This window comes from Nocardioides sp. Soil777, assembly GCF_001428425.1.
In the GTDB taxonomy this organism is placed as follows: domain Bacteria; phylum Actinomycetota; class Actinomycetes; order Propionibacteriales; family Nocardioidaceae; genus Nocardioides; species Nocardioides terrigena.
On sequence record NZ_LMSN01000007.1, the window covers coordinates 13,887 to 33,858 of the forward strand.

19 protein-coding genes and 1 tRNA gene are annotated in these 19,972 nt (G+C 72.4%); 9 read left to right on the plus strand and 11 right to left on the minus strand.

Annotation, left to right across the window (positions count from 1 at the left end):
- Nucleotides 1–33 precede the first annotated feature (33 nt).
- Nucleotides 34–1,206, plus strand: a complete 1,173-nt coding sequence (locus ASG88_RS06265; RefSeq protein WP_200956374.1) for an RCC1 domain-containing protein — start codon at nucleotides 34–36, stop codon at nucleotides 1,204–1,206.
- A 19-nt stretch (nucleotides 1,207–1,225) separates the two neighbouring features.
- On the opposite strand, the gene pth is transcribed toward ASG88_RS06265, so the two are convergent.
- The 7 genes from pth to glmU form a co-directional block, all read right to left on the minus strand.
- The gene (gene pth, locus ASG88_RS06270) at nucleotides 1,226–1,816 is read right to left on the minus strand and encodes an aminoacyl-tRNA hydrolase (RefSeq protein WP_056886584.1); all 591 of its coding nucleotides are present in this window, start codon (nucleotides 1,814–1,816) and stop codon (nucleotides 1,226–1,228) included.
- Nucleotides 1,817–1,950: 134 nt separating this feature from the next.
- Nucleotides 1,951–2,640 carry a 50S ribosomal protein L25/general stress protein Ctc gene (locus ASG88_RS06275; protein ID WP_056886585.1) on the minus strand — a complete coding sequence of 230 codons (690 nt, stop codon included), beginning with the start codon at nucleotides 2,638–2,640 and terminating at the stop codon, nucleotides 1,951–1,953.
- Between the two features lie 178 nt (nucleotides 2,641–2,818).
- Nucleotides 2,819–3,604: an ABC transporter permease gene (locus ASG88_RS06280; protein ID WP_056886586.1), complete on the minus strand. Its 786-nt coding sequence runs from the start codon at nucleotides 3,602–3,604 to the stop codon at nucleotides 2,819–2,821.
- A gap of 10 nt (nucleotides 3,605–3,614) precedes the next feature.
- Nucleotides 3,615–4,385 carry an ABC transporter permease gene (locus tag ASG88_RS06285; protein WP_056886587.1) on the minus strand — a complete coding sequence of 257 codons (771 nt, stop codon included), beginning with the start codon at nucleotides 4,383–4,385 and terminating at the stop codon, nucleotides 3,615–3,617.
- On the minus strand, nucleotides 4,382–5,371 hold the full coding sequence (locus ASG88_RS06290) for an ABC transporter ATP-binding protein (RefSeq protein ID WP_235534749.1): 990 nt from the start codon (nucleotides 5,369–5,371) through the stop codon (nucleotides 4,382–4,384). Before ASG88_RS06290 ends, ASG88_RS06285 begins: the two co-directional genes overlap by 4 nt.
- Nucleotides 5,372–5,542: 171 nt before the next feature.
- Nucleotides 5,543–6,523 (minus strand): ribose-phosphate diphosphokinase, encoded by a 981-nt coding sequence (locus ASG88_RS06295; RefSeq protein ID WP_056886588.1) that lies wholly within the window; start codon nucleotides 6,521–6,523, stop codon nucleotides 5,543–5,545.
- A gap of 37 nt (nucleotides 6,524–6,560) precedes the next feature.
- Complete coding sequence (glmU, locus tag ASG88_RS06300; RefSeq protein ID WP_056886589.1) at nucleotides 6,561–8,054, minus strand: bifunctional UDP-N-acetylglucosamine diphosphorylase/glucosamine-1-phosphate N-acetyltransferase GlmU; 1,494 nt, start codon at nucleotides 8,052–8,054, stop codon at nucleotides 6,561–6,563.
- A gap of 55 nt (nucleotides 8,055–8,109) precedes the next feature.
- On the opposite strand from glmU, the gene ASG88_RS22510 reads away from it, so the two are divergent.
- Nucleotides 8,110–8,970: a hypothetical protein gene (locus ASG88_RS22510; protein WP_082600011.1), complete on the plus strand. Its 861-nt coding sequence runs from the start codon at nucleotides 8,110–8,112 to the stop codon at nucleotides 8,968–8,970.
- On the opposite strand, the gene ASG88_RS06310 is transcribed toward ASG88_RS22510, so the two are convergent.
- Nucleotides 8,959–9,037: transfer RNA gene (locus tag ASG88_RS06310), tRNA-Gln, on the minus strand. The two genes, ASG88_RS22510 and ASG88_RS06310, sit on opposite strands and share 12 nt — an antisense overlap.
- Before the next feature lie 249 nt (nucleotides 9,038–9,286).
- Here ASG88_RS06310 and ASG88_RS06315 point away from each other — a divergent pair.
- From ASG88_RS06315 to ASG88_RS06345, 7 genes are read left to right on the plus strand one after another with little or no spacing between them, the layout of a single operon-like run.
- Entirely contained in the window at nucleotides 9,287–10,255 is a 969-nt protein-coding gene (locus ASG88_RS06315; protein ID WP_056886591.1) for an ABC transporter ATP-binding protein, read from the plus strand.
- Nucleotides 10,248–11,123: an ABC transporter permease gene (locus ASG88_RS06320; protein ID WP_157559590.1), complete on the plus strand. Its 876-nt coding sequence runs from the start codon at nucleotides 10,248–10,250 to the stop codon at nucleotides 11,121–11,123. The genes ASG88_RS06315 and ASG88_RS06320 overlap by 8 nt, the downstream gene beginning before the upstream one ends.
- Complete coding sequence (locus ASG88_RS06325; protein WP_056886593.1) at nucleotides 11,120–12,046, plus strand: ABC transporter ATP-binding protein; 927 nt, start codon at nucleotides 11,120–11,122, stop codon at nucleotides 12,044–12,046. The genes ASG88_RS06320 and ASG88_RS06325 overlap by 4 nt, the downstream gene beginning before the upstream one ends.
- Before the next feature lie 7 nt (nucleotides 12,047–12,053).
- Nucleotides 12,054–12,752 carry an ABC transporter permease gene (locus ASG88_RS06330; protein ID WP_056886594.1) on the plus strand — a complete coding sequence of 233 codons (699 nt, stop codon included), beginning with the start codon at nucleotides 12,054–12,056 and terminating at the stop codon, nucleotides 12,750–12,752.
- 9 nt (nucleotides 12,753–12,761) lie between these two features.
- Nucleotides 12,762–13,862, plus strand: coding sequence for an ATP-dependent DNA ligase (locus ASG88_RS06335; protein WP_056886595.1), 1,101 nt, complete (start codon nucleotides 12,762–12,764; stop codon nucleotides 13,860–13,862).
- Nucleotides 13,855–14,475 carry a hypothetical protein gene (locus tag ASG88_RS06340; RefSeq protein ID WP_235534750.1) on the plus strand — a complete coding sequence of 207 codons (621 nt, stop codon included), beginning with the start codon at nucleotides 13,855–13,857 and terminating at the stop codon, nucleotides 14,473–14,475. Before ASG88_RS06335 ends, ASG88_RS06340 begins: the two co-directional genes overlap by 8 nt.
- Nucleotides 14,476–14,500: 25 nt before the next feature.
- Nucleotides 14,501–17,221 carry a stealth conserved region 3 domain-containing protein gene (locus ASG88_RS06345; protein ID WP_056886596.1) on the plus strand — a complete coding sequence of 907 codons (2,721 nt, stop codon included), beginning with the start codon at nucleotides 14,501–14,503 and terminating at the stop codon, nucleotides 17,219–17,221.
- Between the two features lie 109 nt (nucleotides 17,222–17,330).
- On the opposite strand, the gene ASG88_RS06350 is transcribed toward ASG88_RS06345, so the two are convergent.
- The 3 genes from ASG88_RS06350 to ASG88_RS06360 are packed head-to-tail and all read right to left on the minus strand — an operon-like array spanning nucleotide 17,331 to nucleotide 19,955.
- Nucleotides 17,331–18,362, minus strand: a complete 1,032-nt coding sequence (locus tag ASG88_RS06350) for a sulfotransferase family protein (RefSeq protein ID WP_056886597.1) — start codon at nucleotides 18,360–18,362, stop codon at nucleotides 17,331–17,333.
- A 10-nt stretch (nucleotides 18,363–18,372) separates the two neighbouring features.
- The gene (locus ASG88_RS06355) at nucleotides 18,373–18,873 is read right to left on the minus strand and encodes a DUF664 domain-containing protein (RefSeq protein WP_056886598.1); all 501 of its coding nucleotides are present in this window, start codon (nucleotides 18,871–18,873) and stop codon (nucleotides 18,373–18,375) included.
- Nucleotides 18,870–19,955, minus strand: a complete 1,086-nt coding sequence (locus tag ASG88_RS06360; RefSeq protein WP_056886599.1) for a DNA polymerase domain-containing protein — start codon at nucleotides 19,953–19,955, stop codon at nucleotides 18,870–18,872. The genes ASG88_RS06355 and ASG88_RS06360 overlap by 4 nt, the downstream gene beginning before the upstream one ends.
- Nucleotides 19,956–19,972: the final 17 nt, after the last annotated feature.

Consider the following 19,972-nt stretch of genomic DNA (forward strand, 5'->3'; position numbering starts at 1 on the left):
TAGCGTCGGGACACAACCAAAGGAGGGTGCGCCGTGACGCATCGAGGACTCACACGTCGAGGAGTGGCGTGCGCCGCGGCCCTCGTGATGGTCGGGCTCGTCGCCCCAGGCCCGGCCCAGGCCCGGATGGTCGCCGCCGCGGCGATCGATCCCGGCGGTGTCCCGTGGACCTGGGGCGGCAACTCGTTCGGCCAGCTCGGCAACGGCACGACGCAGGCCCGGCTGACACCCGGCCCGGTCACCGGCCTGGCCGACGTCGTGGACCTGCACGGCGGCCGCGAGCACGTCGCGGCCCTGCGCGGCGACGGGACGGTCTGGGTGTGGGGCAGCAACCAGCAGGGCCAGCTGGGCCTCAACGACAGGACCAACCGGACGAGGCCGACCCAGGTGCCGGGGCTGGCCGACGTCACCGCCGTCGAGACCGGTCACAACCACTCGATGGCATTGCTGCCCAACGGCACGGTCCGCACCTGGGGACTCAACGCGGACGGCCAGCTCGGCGACGGCACCACCACCCTGCGGCGGACCCCCGTCACGGTGGTGGGGCTCACCGACGCCATCGCCATCGCGGCCGGCCGCAACATGAGCTACGCCCTGCGCGCCGACGGCACGGTCGTCGCCTGGGGCCGCAACGACCAGGGCCAGCTCGGCGACGGGACCACGGTGCGCCGGACGACCCCCGTCCGCGTCGGCTCCCTGACCGGGGTCACCGGCATCGCCGGCGGCCGCGACCACGGCCTGGCCCTGCGCAGCGACGGCTCGGTCTGGGCCTGGGGGTCCAACGACTACGGGCAGGTCGGCAACGGCACCCGGACCGACCAGAGGTCGCCGGTGCAGGTGACGACCGGCGTCCAGCAGGTCATCGCCGGGGCCCACCACTCCTACGCGCTGCGCACCACCGGCACCGTCGCCTCGTGGGGGCGCAACTACCGGGCCAACCTGGGCGACGGCACCACCACGCTGAGGACCCGTCCCGTCACCGTCCGCAACGTCACCTCGGTCGTCTCGATCGGCTCCGGCCGCGACACCGGGATGGCCGCGCTCGCGGACGGCCGGCTGATGGCCTGGGGCTCCAACGGCGCCGGCCAGGTCGGCGACGGCACGACCGTCAACCGCTCCACGCCCGTCCTCGTCCCCGGGGTGACGGGTGCAGTCCTTGCTGGCGGCGGCGGTCAGGAGTACGCCGTGGTGGTGGTCGCTCCGTAGTGCCGGGCGACCACGGGGGTCACGAGTTGAAGCGCTGCTGGGTCTTCTCGAGTCCCTCGGTGACGAGCGACTCGACGGCGTCCGCGGCATCCATCACCTGGAACGGCAGGTCCTTGCGCTCCGCGGCCGAATAGTTGGATAGCACGAAGTCGGCGACGTCCTGCCGCCCGGGCGGACGGCCGATCCCGCAGCGCACCCGGTAGAAGTCCCCGGTGCCCAGGCTCGAGCGCATGGACCGCAGCCCGTTGTGGCCGTTGTCGCCACCGCCGAGCTTGGTGCGCAGGGTGCCGAAGGCGATGTCGAGCTCGTCGTGGATCGCGACGACCCGGTCGGCCGGCACCTTGTAGAACGTGGCGAGGGCCTTGACCGGCCCGCCGGTCTCGTTCATGTAGCACCGGGGCCGGGCCAGCACCACTCGGGGACCGGGGGTGCCGGGCGGTGTGAGCCGGCCCTCGACCACGTCGGCCCGGCCGCTCTTGTGGGCGCGGAAGGTCGACCCCATCCGGTCGGCCAGCTCGTCGGTGACGAGGTAGCCGACGTTGTGGCGGTGACCGGCGTAGGTCGGTCCCGGGTTGCCCAGGCCGACCACCAGCCACACGTCGTCACTCATGTGCTCATCCTCCCAGCCGGTCTCCGGCAACCGCGAGCGGGACCGCCTCTCGCGCCACCAGCGGAAGACACCGCCCGAAATGGCGAACGCCGCACCGGGAAGCCCGGTGCGGCGCGGCCAGTGGATCGGTGAGGTCACTCGGCGGAGCTGCCCTCGGCCTCGACCGCGGCGTCCTCGGCGGCGGCCTCGACCTGCGCCTCGGCGATCTCGGCGTCCGAGACGTCGTGCTCGATGCCCAGGTCCTCCTCGGCCTCGGCCAGCTCGGCCTCCAGCGCCTCCGCGGAGATCTGCTGGGTGACGTTGACGATGAGGAGCTCACCGTCGGCGAGCAGCGTGGTGCCCGAGGGGAGGGTGATCTCGCTGGCGTGGATCTGGGTGCCGACCGGAGCGCCCTCGACCGAGACCTCGAAGAACTCGGGGATGTGGGTGGCCTCGGCCTCGACGGAGATGACGGCGTTCTCGGTGACGACCAGGGTGTCCGGGGCGGCGTCGCCGACCACGTGGATCGGGACGTCGACGGTGACCTTCTCGCCGCGGCGGACGGCCACGAAGTCGATGTGCTCGATGACCCGGCGGATGGGGTCGACCTGGACCTCCTTGGCCAGCGCGAGCTGGTTGGTGCCCTCGACGTCGAGCTCGAGCAGCGCGTTGGAGCCGCCGTGCTTGAGCGCCATCATCGTCTGGTGGCCCGGCAGGGTCACGTGGACGGGGTCGTTGCCGTGGCCGTAGATGACGGCGGGGATCTTGTCGTCGCGGCGGATGCGACGGGCGGCACCCTTGCCGAACTCGGTGCGGGTCTCTGCGGTGATCTTCTCGGCAGCCATGTTCTTCTCCTCAGTGCAACGGAAATCGTGGGGGACCCCGGGAGACGAAGAACGCCGCGCTCCCGACAGGAGACGCGGCGCTAACCAGCATCTGCCCTGTCGATCACGGAGTCGAGCTCCCTCGCCGAGGCAACTTCCCAAGCCTACGGCCGGTGTGCGCCGCAGGTCGAATCGTGGCTCAGATCCGGTCGAGGGTGGCACCGCTCCGACTCAGCCGCTCGAGCGCCCGGATCGAGGAGAGCCCCACGACGACGTACGCGAGGCCGATGAGCAGCTCGGTGGCCACCAGCCCCCGGACCGCCCCCCAGGTCGCCCCGTCGCCCAGCATCCGGGTGGCCTCGATGGCGTGCGTCAGCGGGAGGCAGCGACCGACGGCGGCCATCCAGCCGGGCAGGTCGTCGAGGGCGACGTTGGTGCCGGTGAAGATCAGCAGCACCAGGAAGAGGACGTTGCCCAGCGTCGCGCCCTCGCGGTAGACGAGGTTGATCGCGCCCATCACCAGGCCCAGGCCGGTGGAGGACAGCGAGCCGACCGCCACCACCAGCGCGATCAGCGGCCACGCGGTGCCGGGGATGTCGGTGTCGAGCAGGAGCGACCCCACCACCACTCCGAACATCGCCACCCCCCAGCCGTTGGCGATCACCGGCAGGGCGCGACCGAGGAACAGCGGCACCCGGCGCGCGGGCGTGGCGATCACCAGCCCCAGGGTCTGGGAGAACCGCTCCCCCGCGATCGTCGACGCCATCGCGAACAGGCACGGGATCGCGGCGTAGTTGAGCGCGTTGCCGATGACGTAGAACTCGTCGTCCCCGACACCGGCGCTGCGCCCGATGAAGGCGAAGAGCAGGATCTGGCAGATCGGCGAGACGAGCAGCGCGGGCACGAAGATCCACGGGTTCATCCAGCCGAACATCGCCCGGTAGCTCATCAGCCCGCCGATGAAGAAGATGCGCAGGCTCACCATGCGTGCCCCCTCACGTCAGCGCCAGCGTCGCGTCGCGGCGGGCGGAGTCGATGAGGCGTACGCCGAGCCACGCGGCCAGGGCGGCGTACCCCAGGCCGACGAGCCCGCAGATGGCGAGGTCGAGCCACGGGCTCTCCCCCGCGGCCGAGGCTCGCATGCCCTCGACGGCCCAGGTCGGGGCGAGGATCCACGAGAGCGGCAGCACAGCGTCGGGCAGCAGGTCGAGGGGGACGACGAAGCCGCACAGCAGCCAACCGGGGTACTCGAGTGCGGCCCCCAGCGCCCATGACGTGCGGTAGCGGACGGCGGTGACCGACAGCAGGAAGCCGAAGAGCGCGATGGTGATCGTCGCCATCAGGATGCTGAGGACGAAGAGCGGCCAGTTCTCGACCTCGAGCCGGACGTCGAAGAGCCACCAGTTCCACAGGATCGTGGCGACCACGCTGTAGAGACCGATGGTGGCCATCGCGAACGTGATCGGCAGCAGCACCAGCGAGAAGCGGGTCGGTGCGGCGACCACGAGCTCGAGGGTGCCGGCCCAGCGCTCGCGCTGGACCAGCGTGCTGGCGCTCACGGTCTGGGACGTCCAGATGCCCATCGCCGCGGCCCCGATGGCGGCGTACAACATCGCCTCCGGGTCGCCGCTCACCTGGTAGACGAGGAGCGCGGCGGTGGCGAACATGAGCGGGAAGACCACCGCGAGGAACCCCTCGAAGGGCGAGAACAGCAGGATCTTGAGCTGCAGCCAGTAGCAGACGGCCAGCTGGCGGAGCCGGATCATGCGCCCGTCCGGGTGACCAGCTCGACGTAGGCGTCCTCGAGCGTCGGGTCGCGGTGGCTGACCCGGCCGACCCGCGTCTCGTCCAGCCCGCCCAGCACCGGCTGGGTGACCTCGGCCCCGGGCTCGGAGGCGACGACGAGCACCTGGAGCTGGCCGCGCTCCTCGACGACGACGGAGCGGACCCCGGGCACGACCCGCAGCCGGTCGAGGACGTGGTCGTGGACGCCGTACGTCTCGACCTCGAGGACCCGGCCGGCGCTCACCAGCTGCTTGAGCTCGTCGGGCGTGCCCTCGGCGACGATCTCCCCGGAGCGGATCACCGCGATCCGGTCGCAGAGCTCGTCGGCCTCGAACATGTAGTGGGTGGTGAGCAGCACCGTCTTGCCCTGGTCGCGCAGCCCGGCGATCGTCGCGCGCAGCTCGCGGGCGCCGACGGGGTCGATGCCGATCGACGGCTCGTCGAGGAAGAACACGTCCGGGTCGTGCAGCAGCCCGCGCGCGATGTGCAGCCGCTGGCGCATGCCGCGGGAGTAGCCCTCGACCTTCTCGCCCTCGCGCCCGGTCAGCCCGACCAGCTCGAGGAGGGAGCCGATGCGGGCCCGCTGCTCGCGCGGCGGGACGCCGTACAGCTCGGAGAAGTAGCGCAGGTTGTCCAGCCCGGTGAGGCGCTCGTAGAGGCCGCGGTCGCCGCCGAAGACGTAGCCGATGCGGCTGCGGACCTCGCGCACGTCGGTCACGACGTCGCGACCGAGCACCGACGCGCTGCCCGAGGTCGGGATCAGGAGCGTGATCAGCATCTTGATCGTGGTGGTCTTGCCCGCCCCGTTGGGACCCAGCAGGCCGAAGAGCTCCCCCGGGGCGATCTCGAAGCTGACCCCCTTGACCGCCTCGACCTCGCTGCGGGTCTGGCGCCAGATGCCGGAGCGGCTGCGGAAGGTGCGGCGCAGGTCGCGCGCCTGGACGGCAGGGGTGTCGGTCAGGGGCACCCGCGCGACGGTACGCCCGGGGTGCGGCGGCGGCACACCATTTGTACGGCGCGTTCGCCCTCGGCGTACGGGTCCGCGGATTTCGACACGCCCGTCGCGACCTCGCGCGCTCGGTCGCGGGGCTGCTCAATCTCCCGCGGGGCGGACCCCTGCTCGTTCCTCGCAGGGCTCCTACGCGTGACCGTCGAACATGGAGGTAACCGAGCCGTCCTCGAAGACCTCCTTGATCGCCCGCGAGATGAGCGGAGCGATCGAGAGGGTGGTCAGCTTGTCGAACTGCTTGTCGGCGGCGACCGGGAGGGTGTTGGTGACCACGATCTCGGCGGCGGAGCAGTTCTTGAGGCGGTCGACGGCGGGGTCGGAGAGGATCGCGTGGGTGGCGGCGATGATGACGCCCGCGGCGCCCTCCTCGATGCACGCCTCGGCGGCCTTCACGATGGTGCCGCCGGTGTCGATCATGTCGTCGGTCAGGACGCAGATGCGGCCCTTGACGTCACCCACGACACGGTTGGCGACGACCTCGTTGGCCACGTCGGTGCGACGGGTCTTGTGGATGAAGGCCAGCGGGGCCCCGCCGAGGCGGGCCGACCAGCGCTCGGCGACCTTGATCCGGCCGGCGTCGGGCGAGACGACGGCGAGCGGCTGGTCGCCGTACTTGTCGCGGACGTAGTCGGCCAGGATCGGCAGCGCCATCAGGTGGTCGACGGGGCCGTCGAAGAAGCCCTGGATCTGGTCGGCGTGCAGGTCGACGGTGATCAGCCGGTCGGCGCCCGCGGTCTTGAAGAGGTCGGCGATCAGGCGGGCCGAGATCGGCTCGCGACCGCGGTGCTTCTTGTCCTGCCGGCCGTAGCCGTAGAACGGCATGACCACCGTGATCCGCTTGGCCGAGGCCCGCTTGAGCGCGTCGACCATGAGCAGGTGCTCCATGATCCACTCGTTGATCGGCGAGGTGTGGCTCTGGATGACGAACGCGTCGCACCCGCGCACCGACTCCTCGTAGCGGACGTAGATCTCGCCGTTGGCGAACTCGTACGCCGACTGCGGCACCAGCGCCGTGTCGAGCGTCGTGGCCACCTCGGCGGCCAGCGTGGGGTGGGCCCGGCCGCTGAAGACCATCAGGTTCTTCTCGGTCGTCTTCTTGAGTCCGGTCACCGGCTGCGACTCCTCATTCGGGGGTGGAGTGTCGACGTCAGGATTGTGACTCACTCCGGCCGTCTGGCCCAACCCCGGGGTCCACCTGCTGTTCACCTGTGACGGACGCCTCCTCGGCCGACGCCGCGGCCTGCGCCTGGGCGGTCCCGGGGCGGCGTGACGCGACCCACCCCTCGAGGTTGCGCTGGGCGCCGCTGCTGACCGCCAGCGCGCCCGGCGGGACGTCGCGGCGTACGACGGTGCCGCCCGCGGTGCCCGCTCCGTCACCGATCGTGACGGGCGCGACGAAGGTGTTGTTGGAGCCCGTCCTCGCCTGCCGACCGACGACCGTGCGGTGCTTGGCGACGCCGTCGTAGTTGGCGAAGATCGTGCCGGCGCCGATGTTGGTGCCGTCGCCGATCTCGGCGTCCCCGACGTAGGAGAGGTGCGGCACCTTGGCGCCGTCGCCGATCCGGGAGTTCTTGGTCTCGACGAAGGTGCCGATCTTGCCACCGACCCCGAGCTGGGTGCCGGGGCGCAGGTAGGCGAAGGGCCCGACCGTCGCCCGGTCGCCGACGACGGCGAGCTCGCCGTGCGTGCGTACGACGCGGGCGCCCGCGCCGATCTCGCAGTTCTTCAGCGTGGTGTCCGGGCCGATCACGGCGTCCTCGGCCACGACGGTGGCGCCGAGGAGCTGGGTGCCGGGCAGGATGGTGACGTCCTGGGCGAGCTGGACGTCGGCCTCGATCCACGTCGTGGCCGGGTCCATGACGGTGACCCCGTCCTTCATCCACTGGGTGACGATGCGGCGGTTGAGCTCGCGGCCGAGCTCGGCGAGCTGGGCGCGGTCGTTGGCGCCCTCGGTCTGCATGACGTCGTCGATGGTGTGCGCGCCGACGGTCAGGCCGGCCTCGCGGGCGATCTGGACGGTGTCGGTGAGGTAGTACTCGCCCTTGTGGTTGTCGTTGGTGATCCGGCCCAGCGCGTCGAGGAGGAACTCGGCGTCGAAGGCGAGGATGCCGGAGTTGATCTCGGCGATCTCGCGCTGCTCGGGGCTGGCGTCCTTCTCCTCCACGATGGCCTCGACGTCGCCCTCGTCGTTGCGGATGATCCGGCCGTAGCCGAACGGGTCGGCGACGATCCCCGACAGGATGCTCACCGCCCGCTGGGCCGCCTCGTGCTCGTGCGCGAAGGCCTGGAGGCTCTCGCCGCGCAGCAGCGGGGTGTCCCCGGCCGCGACGATCACCGTCCCCCTCGTGGGGCCGTCCTCGCCCAGGGCCTCCATGGCCATCCGGACCGCGTGGCCGGTGCCGTCCTGGGTCTCCTGCACCGCGAGCACCGCGTCGGGCACCAGCTCGTGGATGTGCGGACCGACCTGCTCGCGCTGGTGGCCGACGACCGCGACGATGCGCTCCGGCTCGACGGCCTGCACCGCCCGCAGGACGTGCCCGATCATGCTGCGTCCGCCGATGGGGTGCAGGACCTTCATCGTCTTGGACTTCATGCGGGTGCCGCCGCCGGCAGCGAGGACGATCACGGTGAGGTTGTCCATGCCCGCAGTCTGCCAGCGACGCCCGGCGGGGGTTCCGCGCGGGCATGGTGGGGCGATGGACGACGCGGCGTACGTGGGCGAGCTGCTGGCGATCCTGACCAACCCGACGCCGACCGGGATCGACCCGGCGGACCCCTACGGGCAGGCCGACGACGGGATCGACCGGTACGACGGGTTCGGGCGCGACGTGCGGGTCACCTCCGCCCGGCTCGTGCCCGGGGAGCACGGGGCCCAGGTCGAGGTCGGCTTCGTGCTGGTGGTGCCCGACGACCCGCAGTGGCAGGGGCTGGCTCGCGAAGGGACGGTCACCGTGCCGCTGGACGCGGAGTGGCTGAGGTTGAGCGGGTACGCCGACCCCGCGGCGTACGCGCCGGTCGTGGCACGCCGCGTCGAGAGCGCCGCCCACACGCTGGTCGCGCGGCACCGGTCCGGGGCGCGCCCGCGTTCGATCGAGGACCCGCCCGACGCAGCCGCGCGATGGCAGGTGCTGCTCGACGGCCTGGCCGGTGAGGGCGCGGTCCGCGAGGTGGAGCCCGGTCGGCTCGAGCTCGCTCTCGACTGGGGCGGCGGAGAGCAGTGGACCGTCACCGTCCTGGTGTCGCCCCACGAGTGGGACCGGGTGCTGCTCCGCCACTACCTCGAGCTCGCGCCGCAGGACTACTTCACGGACCTGATCGGGCCGCTCGACCCGGACCGCCAGCCCTTCATCGTGTTCTGGGAGGACAACCTGGTGGCCTCGTCGCGGGCGGAGCTTCCTCCGGTGGACCCGCCCGTCGAGACCCCCTTCGTGCCCGGGGGTGCGTGGTTCGCCTACGGCCCGGACGGGTCGAGGCGCTCGATGGACGAGTTCCCGCCCGGCTCGCCCGAGTCGGCGGAGCCGCCACCCGAGGGCGGGGCGACCGAGCTCCCCGGGTAGGAGTCGAACCTACGTCGCTAGTCCTGATTCAAAGTCAGGCGGGCCCTGCCGGCAGACCAACCGGGGATAGGCGACAAAGCCTAGAGCCCGGCGGGCCGCGGGATGCACAGGCCCACCGCCGCGTTCGCGGACCGGCACGAGTGTGCGTGGAAGCACCACCCGCAGGCCCGGACCGGTGCTTTCACGCACACTCGCCGCACCGACGGGGTGCGTCGCATGGCACAGAGCCACCCCGGGACGACCTTCACAGAACCCGCACACGCCTCAGGGGCATTCCTGATGCGCGGTGTCGGCGGACCCCGCTAGCGTCGGGGTCATGACGGGGGACAGCGGGCAGGTCATCGAGACCACCGGGCTCACCAAGCACTACGGGCAGGTCCATGCCCTGACGGACCTCGACATCGAGGTCGGCGACGGGGTGACCGGCCTCGTCGGTGCCAACGGGGCGGGCAAGTCCACGCTGATCAAGATCCTGCTGGGCCTCCTCGAGCCGACCTCCGGCGGCGCTCGGGTGCTGGGCCACGACATCGCCACCGAGGGCCAGGAGATTCGCCGGCTGGTCGGCTACATGCCCGAGCACGACTGCCTGCCGCCCGACGTGAGCGCGAGCGAGTTCGTCGTGCACATGGCCCGCATGTCGGGTCTCGGTGCGTCCGCCGCGCGGGAGCGGTCGGCCGACGTGCTCCGCCACGTCGGGCTCGACGAGGAGCGCTACCGGCCGATGGGGGGCTACTCCACCGGCATGAAGCAGCGCGCCAAGCTCGCCCAGGCCCTCGTCCACGACCCCCGGCTGGTGTTCCTCGACGAGCCGACCAACGGCCTCGACCCCGCCGCGCGCACCGACATGCTCGGGCTCGTCCGCCGCATCGGCAGCGACTTCGGCATCGCCGTCCTGGTCACGTCCCACCTGCTCGGCGAGCTCGAGCAGGTCAGCGACCACGTCGTCGTGCTCGACGCCGGCCACCTGCTCCGCTCGAGTGCGACCGGCGACTTCCTGGAGCAGACGGGCAGCCTGCTGGTCGAGGTCGTCGGCGGCACCACCGAGCGCGACCGCTTCGGCGAGGCGCTCGCCGCGGCCGGGCTCACCTGCCGTCCCCGCGGCACGGCCATCGCCGTCGAGCCGGCACCCCCCGGGGTCTCGGTCCACGACCTGGTCCGCGACACCGCCGCCGACCTGGGGCTGGGCCTGATGCGCCTCCAGCCCGACCGGCGCCACCTCGAGGACGTGTTCCACGACGACGTCCCGCTCGGCGACCCGATACCGGGAGGTGGTCCGCGTGGCTGACCGCGCCGGAGTCATCCACGACCTGGGCTACCGCCACTACGACGGCCCCCGCGACGGTGTCGCGACCATCGCCCGCACCCTCTACGTCACCGGCCTGCGCCACGCCTTCGGCCTCGGCCGGTCGGGCAAGTCCAAGATCCTGCCCTTCCTGCTGCTGGGGCTCTCCACGCTGCCGGCCGCCATCGTCGTCGGGGTCGTCACCCTCGTCGGTCTCTCGGACCTGCCGCTGACCTACGCCGGCTACACCAACCAGACCCAGCTGCTGGTCAGCCTCTTCGCCGCCGCCCAGGCGCCGGTGCTGTTCTCCCGCGACCTGCGCTACCGCTCGATCGTGCTCTACCTCGCGCGTCCCCTCCCGGCGTACGTCGTCGCGCTCACCCGCTGGGCGTCGCTCACGACCGCGCTGCTGGTCTTCACCGTGCTGCCCGTGCTGGTCCTCTACGCCGGGGGCCTCCTCGCCGGGCTCGACGTCAGCGACCAGACCACCGACCTCCTCAAGGCCGTCGCCCTGCTGCTGCTGGTCTCTTCGATGCTGGCCGGGATTACCGGCTTCATCTCGTCGGTGTCGCTGCGGCGCGGCTTCGCCGTGGTCGGCTCGATCGTGGCGCTCGTCGTCGTGCCGGGCGTGGTCACCGCGGTCCAGGCCATCGCGTCCGAAGAGGGTGCCGAGCAGGTGGGCGTCGCCGCCGGGCTGGCGTCCCCCTGGTCCCTCACCAACGGCCTCGCCTCCGCCTGGGACGCCGGCGTCGAGGTCTTCACGCCGCCCGAGGGCGGGTGGGTCGCGGCCTACCTCGCCGTCGCGGTGCTGATCGCGGGGGTCGGGCTCGCCGCCATCGTCGCCCGCTTCCTCAAGGTGGGGTCGCAGTGAGCGGCCCGGGGAGCACGCTGGTCCTCGAGTCGGTCTCGCGCTGGTTCGGCAACGTGGTCGCGGTCAACGACGTCTCGCTCACCATCGGACCCGGCGTGACCGGGCTGCTCGGCCCCAACGGCGCCGGCAAGACGACCCTGATGGCGATGATGACCGGCTTCCTGGCCCCGTCGGCCGGCACCGTCACGCTCGACGGCGAGCCGGTGTGGCGACACACCGAGGCCTACCGCCGGATCGGCCTGGTCCCCGAGCGCGAGCTGAGCTTCGGCTACCTCACCGGGCGCCAGTTCGTGCGGGCCAACGCCGACCTGCACCGGCTGCCCGACGCGTCCGCCGCCACCGAGCGGATCCTCGGGGTCGTGGACATGGTCGAGCCCGCCGGTCGCCGGATGGACACCTACTCCAAGGGCATGCGGCAGCGGATCAAGATCGCCGCCGCGCTCGTCCACGACCCGGCGGTGCTGATGCTCGACGAGCCCTTCAACGGCGTCGACCCGCGCCAGCGGATGCACCTCATGGACCTGCTCCGACGCCTCGGCGACGAGGGCCGCACGGTGCTCTTCAGCTCGCACATCCTCGAGGAGGTCGAGCGCCTCGCCCGCCACATCGAGGTGGTCGTCTCCGGACGGCACGCCGCCTCCGGCGACTTCGGGGCGATCCGGCGGCTGATGACCGACCGGCCGGTCAAGTACGCCATCACCTCGAGCAACGACCGGGCACTCGCCGCCCTGCTGATCGCCCAGCCGTCCGTACGCGCCGTACGCCTGGGACCCGACGGCGGCCTCGACGTGCAGGTCGACGACCTCGGCAGCTTTGCCGTCGGGCTCCCCCGGTGGGCGCGGACGGCCGGCCTCACGCTCTACGACCTCTCCCCCAGCGACGAGTCGCTGGAGAGCGTCTTCGCCTACCTGGTGGCGAGGTGAGGACCCGATGAACTCCACGATCATCAAGCTCGCCGCCCAGGCACTGCTCGGTCGGCGCCGGTTCTGGCTGCTGCTGGCCTTTCCCGTGCTGCTCATCGCCCTGACGGCCACTGTCGCCGCGCTCACCGACGCCGAAGCGGCGTGGCCGCTGCTGCCGGGCCTGGGCTACCCGGTCGTGCTCCCGCTCGTGGCCGTGCTCGCGGCCTCCTCGGTCCTGGGGCCCGAGGTGGACGACGGGTCGATCGTCTACCTGCTCTCCAAGCCGGTCAGCCGGCACGCGGTGGCGCTCAGCAAGTGGGTCGTGGCCTGGGCCGCGACCATGGTCGCCGGGGCGCTCCCCCTCTACGTCTCGGCCCTCGTCGCAGGCGGTGGTGACCGGGCACTGGCCGCCGGGCTCGCGGCGGTCGTCGCCGGCACCACCTACTCCGCGCTCTTCCTCGCCGTCTCGGCCGTCACCCGGCACGCGGTGATCGTCTCGCTGCTCTTCGTGCTCATCTGGGAGGGACTGCTCGGCAACCTCCTCAGCGGCGTCGCGTGGCTGAGCGTCGCCCAGTGGGGGCTGCGGATCGGGCACGAGATCTCCACCGAGCTCCCCGACCCGACCAACCTCCCGTGGGCCGTCGCCGCCGGCCTGGTCGTGACCGTCGGCGGGGTGTGGTTCGCCGGCGACCGGTTGCGGTCGTTCACGCTGCGCGGCGAGGACTAGGGTCGCGGCGTGGACCTGCCCGTGATGCCACCCGTCCAGCCGATGCTCGCCAAGGCGGTCAAGGGGATCCCTGACCCGGCCAAGCACGGGGGCCTCAGCTTCGAGCCCAAGTGGGACGGCTTCCGTTGCATCGTTTTCCGCGACGGCGACGAGGTCGAGCTCACCAGCCGCAACACCAAGCCCCTCACCCGCTACTTCCCCGAGCTGGTCGCCGCCATCAAGGAGCAGCTCCCGGAGCGGATCGTGCTCGACGGCGAGCTGTTCGTGGCCGTCGGGGAGCGGCTGGAGTTCGAGGTCCTCCAGGAGCGCATCCACCCCGCGAAGTCCCGCGTCGACATGCTCAGCGAGAAGACCCCCGCCGGGTTCGTCGCCTTCGACCTGCTCGCGCTGGACGACACGTCGTACGTCGACAAGCCGCTCGCCGAGCGCCGCGCCGCCCTCGAGGAGGCGCTCGCCCACCTCGACGGCGGGCCGTGCTTCCTGACCCGCACCACCACCGACCCGGTCGAGGCCGGGCAGTGGTTCGAGGAGTTCGAGGGCGCCGGGCTCGACGGGGTGATCGCCAAGCCGCTCGACGCGCCGTACGTCCAGAACGGTCGCACCATGATGAAGGTCAAGCACGAGCGCACGGCCGACGTCGTCGTCGCGGGCTACCGCGAGCACAAGACGTCGACCCCGGAGGCGCCGCTGCTCGGCAGCCTGCTGCTCGGCCTGTACGCCGACGGCGAGCTGCAGCACATCGGCGTCAGCGCGTCCTTCACCGCCGCCCGCCGTGCCGAGCTGATCGAAGAGCTGCAGCCGCTCGTCTGCCCCATCGAGGAGCACCCGTGGGGCAGGTGGAACGAGTTCCTCACCGCCAACCCCGACCGGATCCCCGGCACCCAGAGCCGCTGGAGCGCCGGCAAGGACCTCGGTTTCACCCCGCTGCGACCCGAGCGGGTGCTCGAGGTGAAGTACGACCACATGGAGGGCCGCCGTTTCCGGCACACTGCGCAGTTCAAGCGGTGGCGGCCGGACCGTGACCCGGAGTCCTGCGGCTACGACCAGCTGGAGGAGCCGGTGAGCTATGACCTGGCTAGAATTTTGAGTGGAGGCGATCACCATGAGTGAGACCAACAGCAACGAGCCCCTCGACGGCACGAGCGCCGACGGCGGTGCCGGCGGCGGGGACATCAACGACGGGCAGGGCACCTACGACGTCGTGCTGCTCGTGGAGCAGGCCCTGAGCAGGCAGGACGCCGAGCAGGTCCGCTCGCTGCACAACGAGATCGCCGACCAGGTCGTCTACCACGTGCTCGTCCCCCTCGAGGACGCCGCGGCCCGCGTCGAGGCGTCGGTCGGCATGCTCGGCGCCGGCGACGTCATGTCGTCGCCCGCGCTGGCGATGACCGAGGAGGAGCTCGACGCGGTCCGCGAGGAGTGCCGCACCCGCTCCGACCACGACCTCGCCACCACGCTGTCCGCCCTCGCGGCGGCCGGCGCCACGGCCCGGGGCGCCGTCACCGGGCAGCCGCCCGTCGACGCGCTGACCGACAAGGTCACCGAGGTCGGTGCCCGCGAGGCGATCATCCTGACCCGTCCGCACGTCGTGGCCGAGTTCTTCCACGTCGACTGGACCTCGCGGGCCCGCCGCAAGCTCGGCGTACCCGTCCTGCACCTGCTCGAGCACGAGAACTTCGACGAGCAGGCCGGCGGCACCGGTGAGGGCATCACCGGGCTCTGAGGCACGCACGCCCTAGGGTGGCGGCGTGAAGATCGCGCCCCGCCTGAGCCGCTCCGGCCCGCGTCGGTCCGACCGACTCCGGGTCGCGTTCCTCGTCTTCAACCTCGACGGGATGGGCGGCACCTCCCGCTCCGCGATCACCCAGGCCAACGCGCTCGCCCGGCGCGGCAACCTCGACGTCCGGATGCTGTCGGTGACCCGCTCGGCGGACACACCGCACTACGCGATCGACCCCGCGGTCACCGTCGAGCACCTCGTCGACGTCCGCGGGGACGACCCGCGCCACCGCGCACCGTCGCGGCTCGTCCCGAAGCGCTGGGACGCCCAGTTCTCCGCGCTCACCGACATCGGGCTCGAGGCCGCGCTGCCCGACCTCGACGTCGACGTCCTGGTCACCGTCACGCCGGCCCTGATGGCCACCGCGATCATGCTCGTCGGCCGCGAGGTCGCGGTCGTCCACCAGGAGCACCGCTCGTCCGCCGACCGGGTCGGCGGGATGGAACCGCTGCTCGCCTTCGCCCCCCGGGCCGCCGCCGTGGCGCTGCTGACGGAGTCGACGGCCTCCTGGCTGGGTGCCGAGCTCGGGGCGACCGCGCCCGAGCTGCTGGTGATGCCCAACCCGCTGCCGATCGCCCCGCAGCCGCGGTCGCCGCTGGACTCGCGCATCATCGTGAGCGCCGGTCGGATCGTCCCGGAGAAGCAGTTCATCCACCTCCTCCGCGCCTTCGAGCAGGTCGCCGACGAGGCCCCCGGCTGGCGGTTGCGCATCCTCGGCGACGGTCCGCTGCGCGAGGAGCTCCTCGCCCACGCGGCCAAGGCCGGCCTCGCCGACCGGGTGGAGCTGCCCGGTGCCGTGGCCGACATGGCGCCCGAGTGGGCGCGCGCCGCGGTGTGCGCGATGTCGTCGAAGACCGAGGGGTTCCCGCTCGTCGCGCAGGAGGCGATGTCGGCCGGGGTGCCGGTCGTGACCTACGACTGCCCGTCCGGACCACGCGAGCTCGTCGAGGACGAGATCTCCGGGCTGCTCGTCGGTGCCGGGGCCAAGGCCGGGCTCGCCGCCGCGCTGCGTCGGGTCACCTCCGACGACGCCCTGCTCACCCGCCTCGGCGAGGGCGCGTTCGAGGCCTCGCGGCAGTACGACGCCGACGCGATCGCGGCCCGCTGGGAGGCGGTCTTCGCCCGGGTGGCTCGAGGGCCTGTCGCTCCTTCCGGGGTAGTTGGGGACGATCTGGTCGGTCGATCGGGCGGTTCACCTACCACTTCGTCCCCAACTACCCCGTTCACCCGGGAGGGGATGCCCGTCGACATCCCGCTCGTCGCCCCCGTCGAGGCCCGGGCCGAGGCGCTGCAGCTGGTCGTGGCCGCCGCCGAGCAGAGCGCCGGGTCCTCGGAGGGCGGGTGGTTCGTCGTCCCCGCACACGACGGCCCGGCCCCCGTGGTCGTCGTACCGACCGCGCAGCGGCGCGCCCTGCTCGACCACCTGCGTACGGCGCCCGTCCACCTCGCGCTCCGCGACCCCGGCGACCGGGGCTGGCCCGAGCGCCGCCTCCAGGTCGGCGAGCTGGTCGACGCGCTGGGCAACGCCGCCCCCAACCGGCTGGTCCTCGAGCCGTGGCCGCGTGCACACGGGCGGCGTACCCACCTCGCCGACGACGCCGGCGTCGAGATCGAGTTCTGGGACCGGCTCCCCGACGGCACCCTCGTCGCGCCCCGCCCCAACCGGTGGACGCCCGAGGTGCCCGCCGGGGCCGCGACCGCGACCGTCGAGGTCGCCGGCATCCGGGTGCCGACGCTGCCCCTGATGGCGCTGCCGACGGTGTACGACGCGACGTTCCCGATCGACGTCGTCTACACGTGGGTGGACGGTGACGACCCGGAGTGGAATGCGGCGCGACGGGCCCGCGGCGGCGACGACCTCAGGCCGGAGGCGGGCGGCCAGGCGCGCTTCCGCAGCCGCGACGAGCTGCTGCACTCGATGCGGTCGGTGCACCTCTTCGCCCCGTGGGTGCGCACCATCCACCTGGTCACCGCCGGCCAGCGCCCGGAGTGGCTCGCGGAGCACCCGCAGGTGCGGGTCGTCGACCACCGCGAGATCCTCCCGCCTGACGCCCTGCCGACCTTCAACTCGCAGGCCATCGAGACCGCGCTGCACCGGGTGCCCGGGCTGGCAGAGCACTTCGTCTACCTCAACGACGATGTCTTCCTCGGCCGCGCGACCCGGCCCGAGCTGTTCTTCAGCCCCGGCGGCGGAGTCGCGGCCTTCGTCGGCGACGGGGTGGTCGGGCTCCCGGGCACCGCCGACAAGCCGTTCCTGCACGCCGCGGGGACCAACCGGCGGCTGATCGAGGAGGCCTTCGGGGTCGCGATCACCCAGGTGATGGCCCACTCGCCCCACCCGCACCGGGTGTCGGTGCTCGCGGAGGTCGAGGCCCGCTTCGCCGAGGCCGTCGGGCGCACCGCGCGCTCGCCGTTCCGCGCCGACACCGACGTCTCGATGCTCTCCTCGCTGGCCCAGCACTACGGGCTGGTGACCGGGACGTCGTACGTCGCCGCGGCCGAGCACGCCTTCGTCGACCTCAGCAACGCGCGGATCGAGCGGCAGCTGCGCCAGCTCCGCGCCCGCGACCGGGACTTCTTCTGCATCGGCGACCACCACGAGTACGCCGTCGACGCCGACGCGGTGGACGCGATGCTGTCGGAGTTCCTCGGCGAGTACTTCCCCGTCAAGGCTCCCTGGGAGCGCTGAGGCCGCTGCTGCGGAGTCCCCGCTCAGGCGGGGAGTCTGACACCGTGTGACGGTTGCAACGGTCACACGGTGACAAGGTCCCCGCTCAGGCGGGGACTCCGCCGCGACGTCAGCGGCGGAAGAGGCCGGCGAGCCCGGAGGGCCGGGAGCGCAGCTCGGTGACCTCGGCGCGCGCGGCGTCGAGCTCGGCACGGAGCTCGTCGAGCTGCGCGTCCTTCTTGCGGCGTACGTCGCGGCGGCCGGCGGCGACCCGGGCGGTCGTCGCGTCCATGGCGATCGCCTCGGAGAAGTCGAACAGCTCGCCGTACTCCTCCTGCAGCCCGGCCAGCTCGTCGATCGCACCCGCGTCGGACGGCGAGTAGACCAGGATGTTCAACACCTGCCAGGTGCGCTCGGCGAGGTCGCGCAGGGCGGGCGGGACGGCGATGTCGTCCCATGTGATGGCCGAGCGGTTGAGCGAGGCGTCGATGAAGTCGTCGACCGGGTGCGGCGACTCCGAGGCGTCGGGCGAGAAGGCCAGCCCGAGCTGCTCGCCCGCCCGCGCCATCGCGGTGCGCCAGTCGGCGAGCAGGTCGTCGTACCGGACGAACGCCCGCGCCAGGGTGCGGGTCGCGGCCTCGGTGGCGAAGGCGGCGTTGACCCACGCGGCGACGTTGGCGGTCTCGCGCTGGCGACGGAAGGTGGGGGTCTGCTCGGTGAGGTAGGCCGAGTCCCGCGAGCGCACCACCTCGGTGGGGTGGCGCAGCATCGTCAGCGTGCAGACGTCGGCGCCGAGCTCCCCGGCGACGCGGGTCCAGGCGGGGAGGATCCAGAAGGCCCGCGGGTCCTTGATGAGCACCTGGGGCTCGTCGAGCTCACCGCTGAGCCAGTCCCGGAGCTCGGCCTCCACCGCCGGCGTGATCGCCGCGTCGGCCACGGCAGCAGCGTCGGGGCGGGTGTCGATGGTGCGCACCGGCACCGGGTTGAGCACCCGCTTGTGGAACTCGGTCACCCACACCGGCTCGTAGTAGCCGCGCGGGTTCTTGTCGTCGGCGGGCACCTCCGGCTGGGGCACGTGGAGGCCGAGGCGCTTGAGGGTGCCGGCCACGCTCGAGGTGCCGGAGCGGCCGGAACCGGTGACGAGGACGAGGCGGGGATTCACCCGGTCGAGGCTAGTCCCTGGACTGCTCGGCCACGATGTCGAGGTGCCCCGCGTGCCGGGCGTACTCGGCGAGCACGTGGAAGCAGATCCACTCCAGCGTCGGCGGGTCGTCGTCGAACCGGCCGCCCGTCGAGGCCGTGGCGTCGAGCGCGTGGTCCCGCAGCACCCCGCGGGTCCGGACCGCGACGGCCTCCAGCCGCGCGGTGAGCTCCTCCGCGGTCACGTCGGACGGGACCGCCCACCGGGCCTCGGGAGCGTCCGGCGAGGACCAGTCGCCCCACGGATCGGCGACCGGCTCGGCGAGGAAGCCCCACACGAACCAGCGCTGCTCCATGTGGAGCACGTGGTGGAGGAGCTCGAGCGGCGTCCACCCCGACGGCACCCGCGACGTCCGCTGGTCGTCGTACGCCAGGGCGAGGACGGCGCTGACCATCTCGGCGCGTATCCAGTCGAGGTAGTCGGCCCAGCGCTGAGCGCCACCCAGCGCCGACCGGGAGGGCTCGTCGCTCACGTGCCCTCGACCCGGTTGCCGTCCTCGTCCCAGTGCGAGGCCACCTTCTTGGACGGCTGCACCCGCGGCGGCTCGCCGGGCATCTTGGGGTGGTCGGGCGGGTAGTTGAGCTCCACCGGGTGCGCCTCCCACAGGTCGAGCAACGGCTGCAGCGAGTGGTGGACGTCGTCGATCGTCGCCCACGGGTCGCCGTCGGAGGCGAGCCGCTCGGGGACGGTGAAGAGGTTGAGGCCGGTCGGCGAGGACAGGGTGGCCAGCTCGTCCCAGGTCACCGGCGTCGAGACCGGCGCACCGGGCAGCGGCCGCAGCGAGTACGCCGAGGCGATGGTGCGGTCGCGCGTGTTCTGGTTGAAGTCGACGAAGATCCGCTCCCCGCGCTCCTCCTTCCACCAGGCGGTCGTGACGCCGTCGTCGCGCTTCTCGAGCTCGCGGCCGAAGGCGATCGCCGCGTGCCGCACGTCGGCGAACTCCCACTCCGGCACGATCCGGACGTAGATGTGCACCCCCCGGTTGCCGGAGGTCTTGGCGAAGCCGGTCATGCCGAGGTCGGCGAGCAGCTCCCGGGCCACCCCGGCGACGCGCACCGCGTCCGCGAACGACGTACCGGGCTGGGGGTCGAGGTCGATGCGAAGCTCGTCGGGGTGGTCGACGTCCGCGCGGCGCACGGGCCAGGGGTGGAACGTCAGCGTCCCCATGTGGGCGCACCAGACGGGCACGGCGATCTCGGTCGGGCAGATCTCCTCGGCCGTGCGGCCCGACGGGAAGGTGATCTCGACGGCCTCGAGGTAGTCGGGAGCCCCCTTGGGGACACGCTTCTGGTAGAACGCGTCGGCATTGCGGTCCTGCGGCCCGGTGGCGAGCTTCATGCCCTCGCGGACGCCGGACGTCCAGCGCTCGAGCGCCGTCGGCCGGTCGCGCAGCGCCCGCATCAGGCCGTCCTCGACGGATGCGAAGTACTCCGCCACCATCACCTTGGTGACCTCGGGCGTCGTGTCCGTCGCCTCGTAGATCACCCGGTCCGGGGAGGAGACCCTGACCTCGCGCCCCCCGGCGACGACCATCGCTGCCTTCGCTGCTGCCATGCCGACACGGTAGTGGT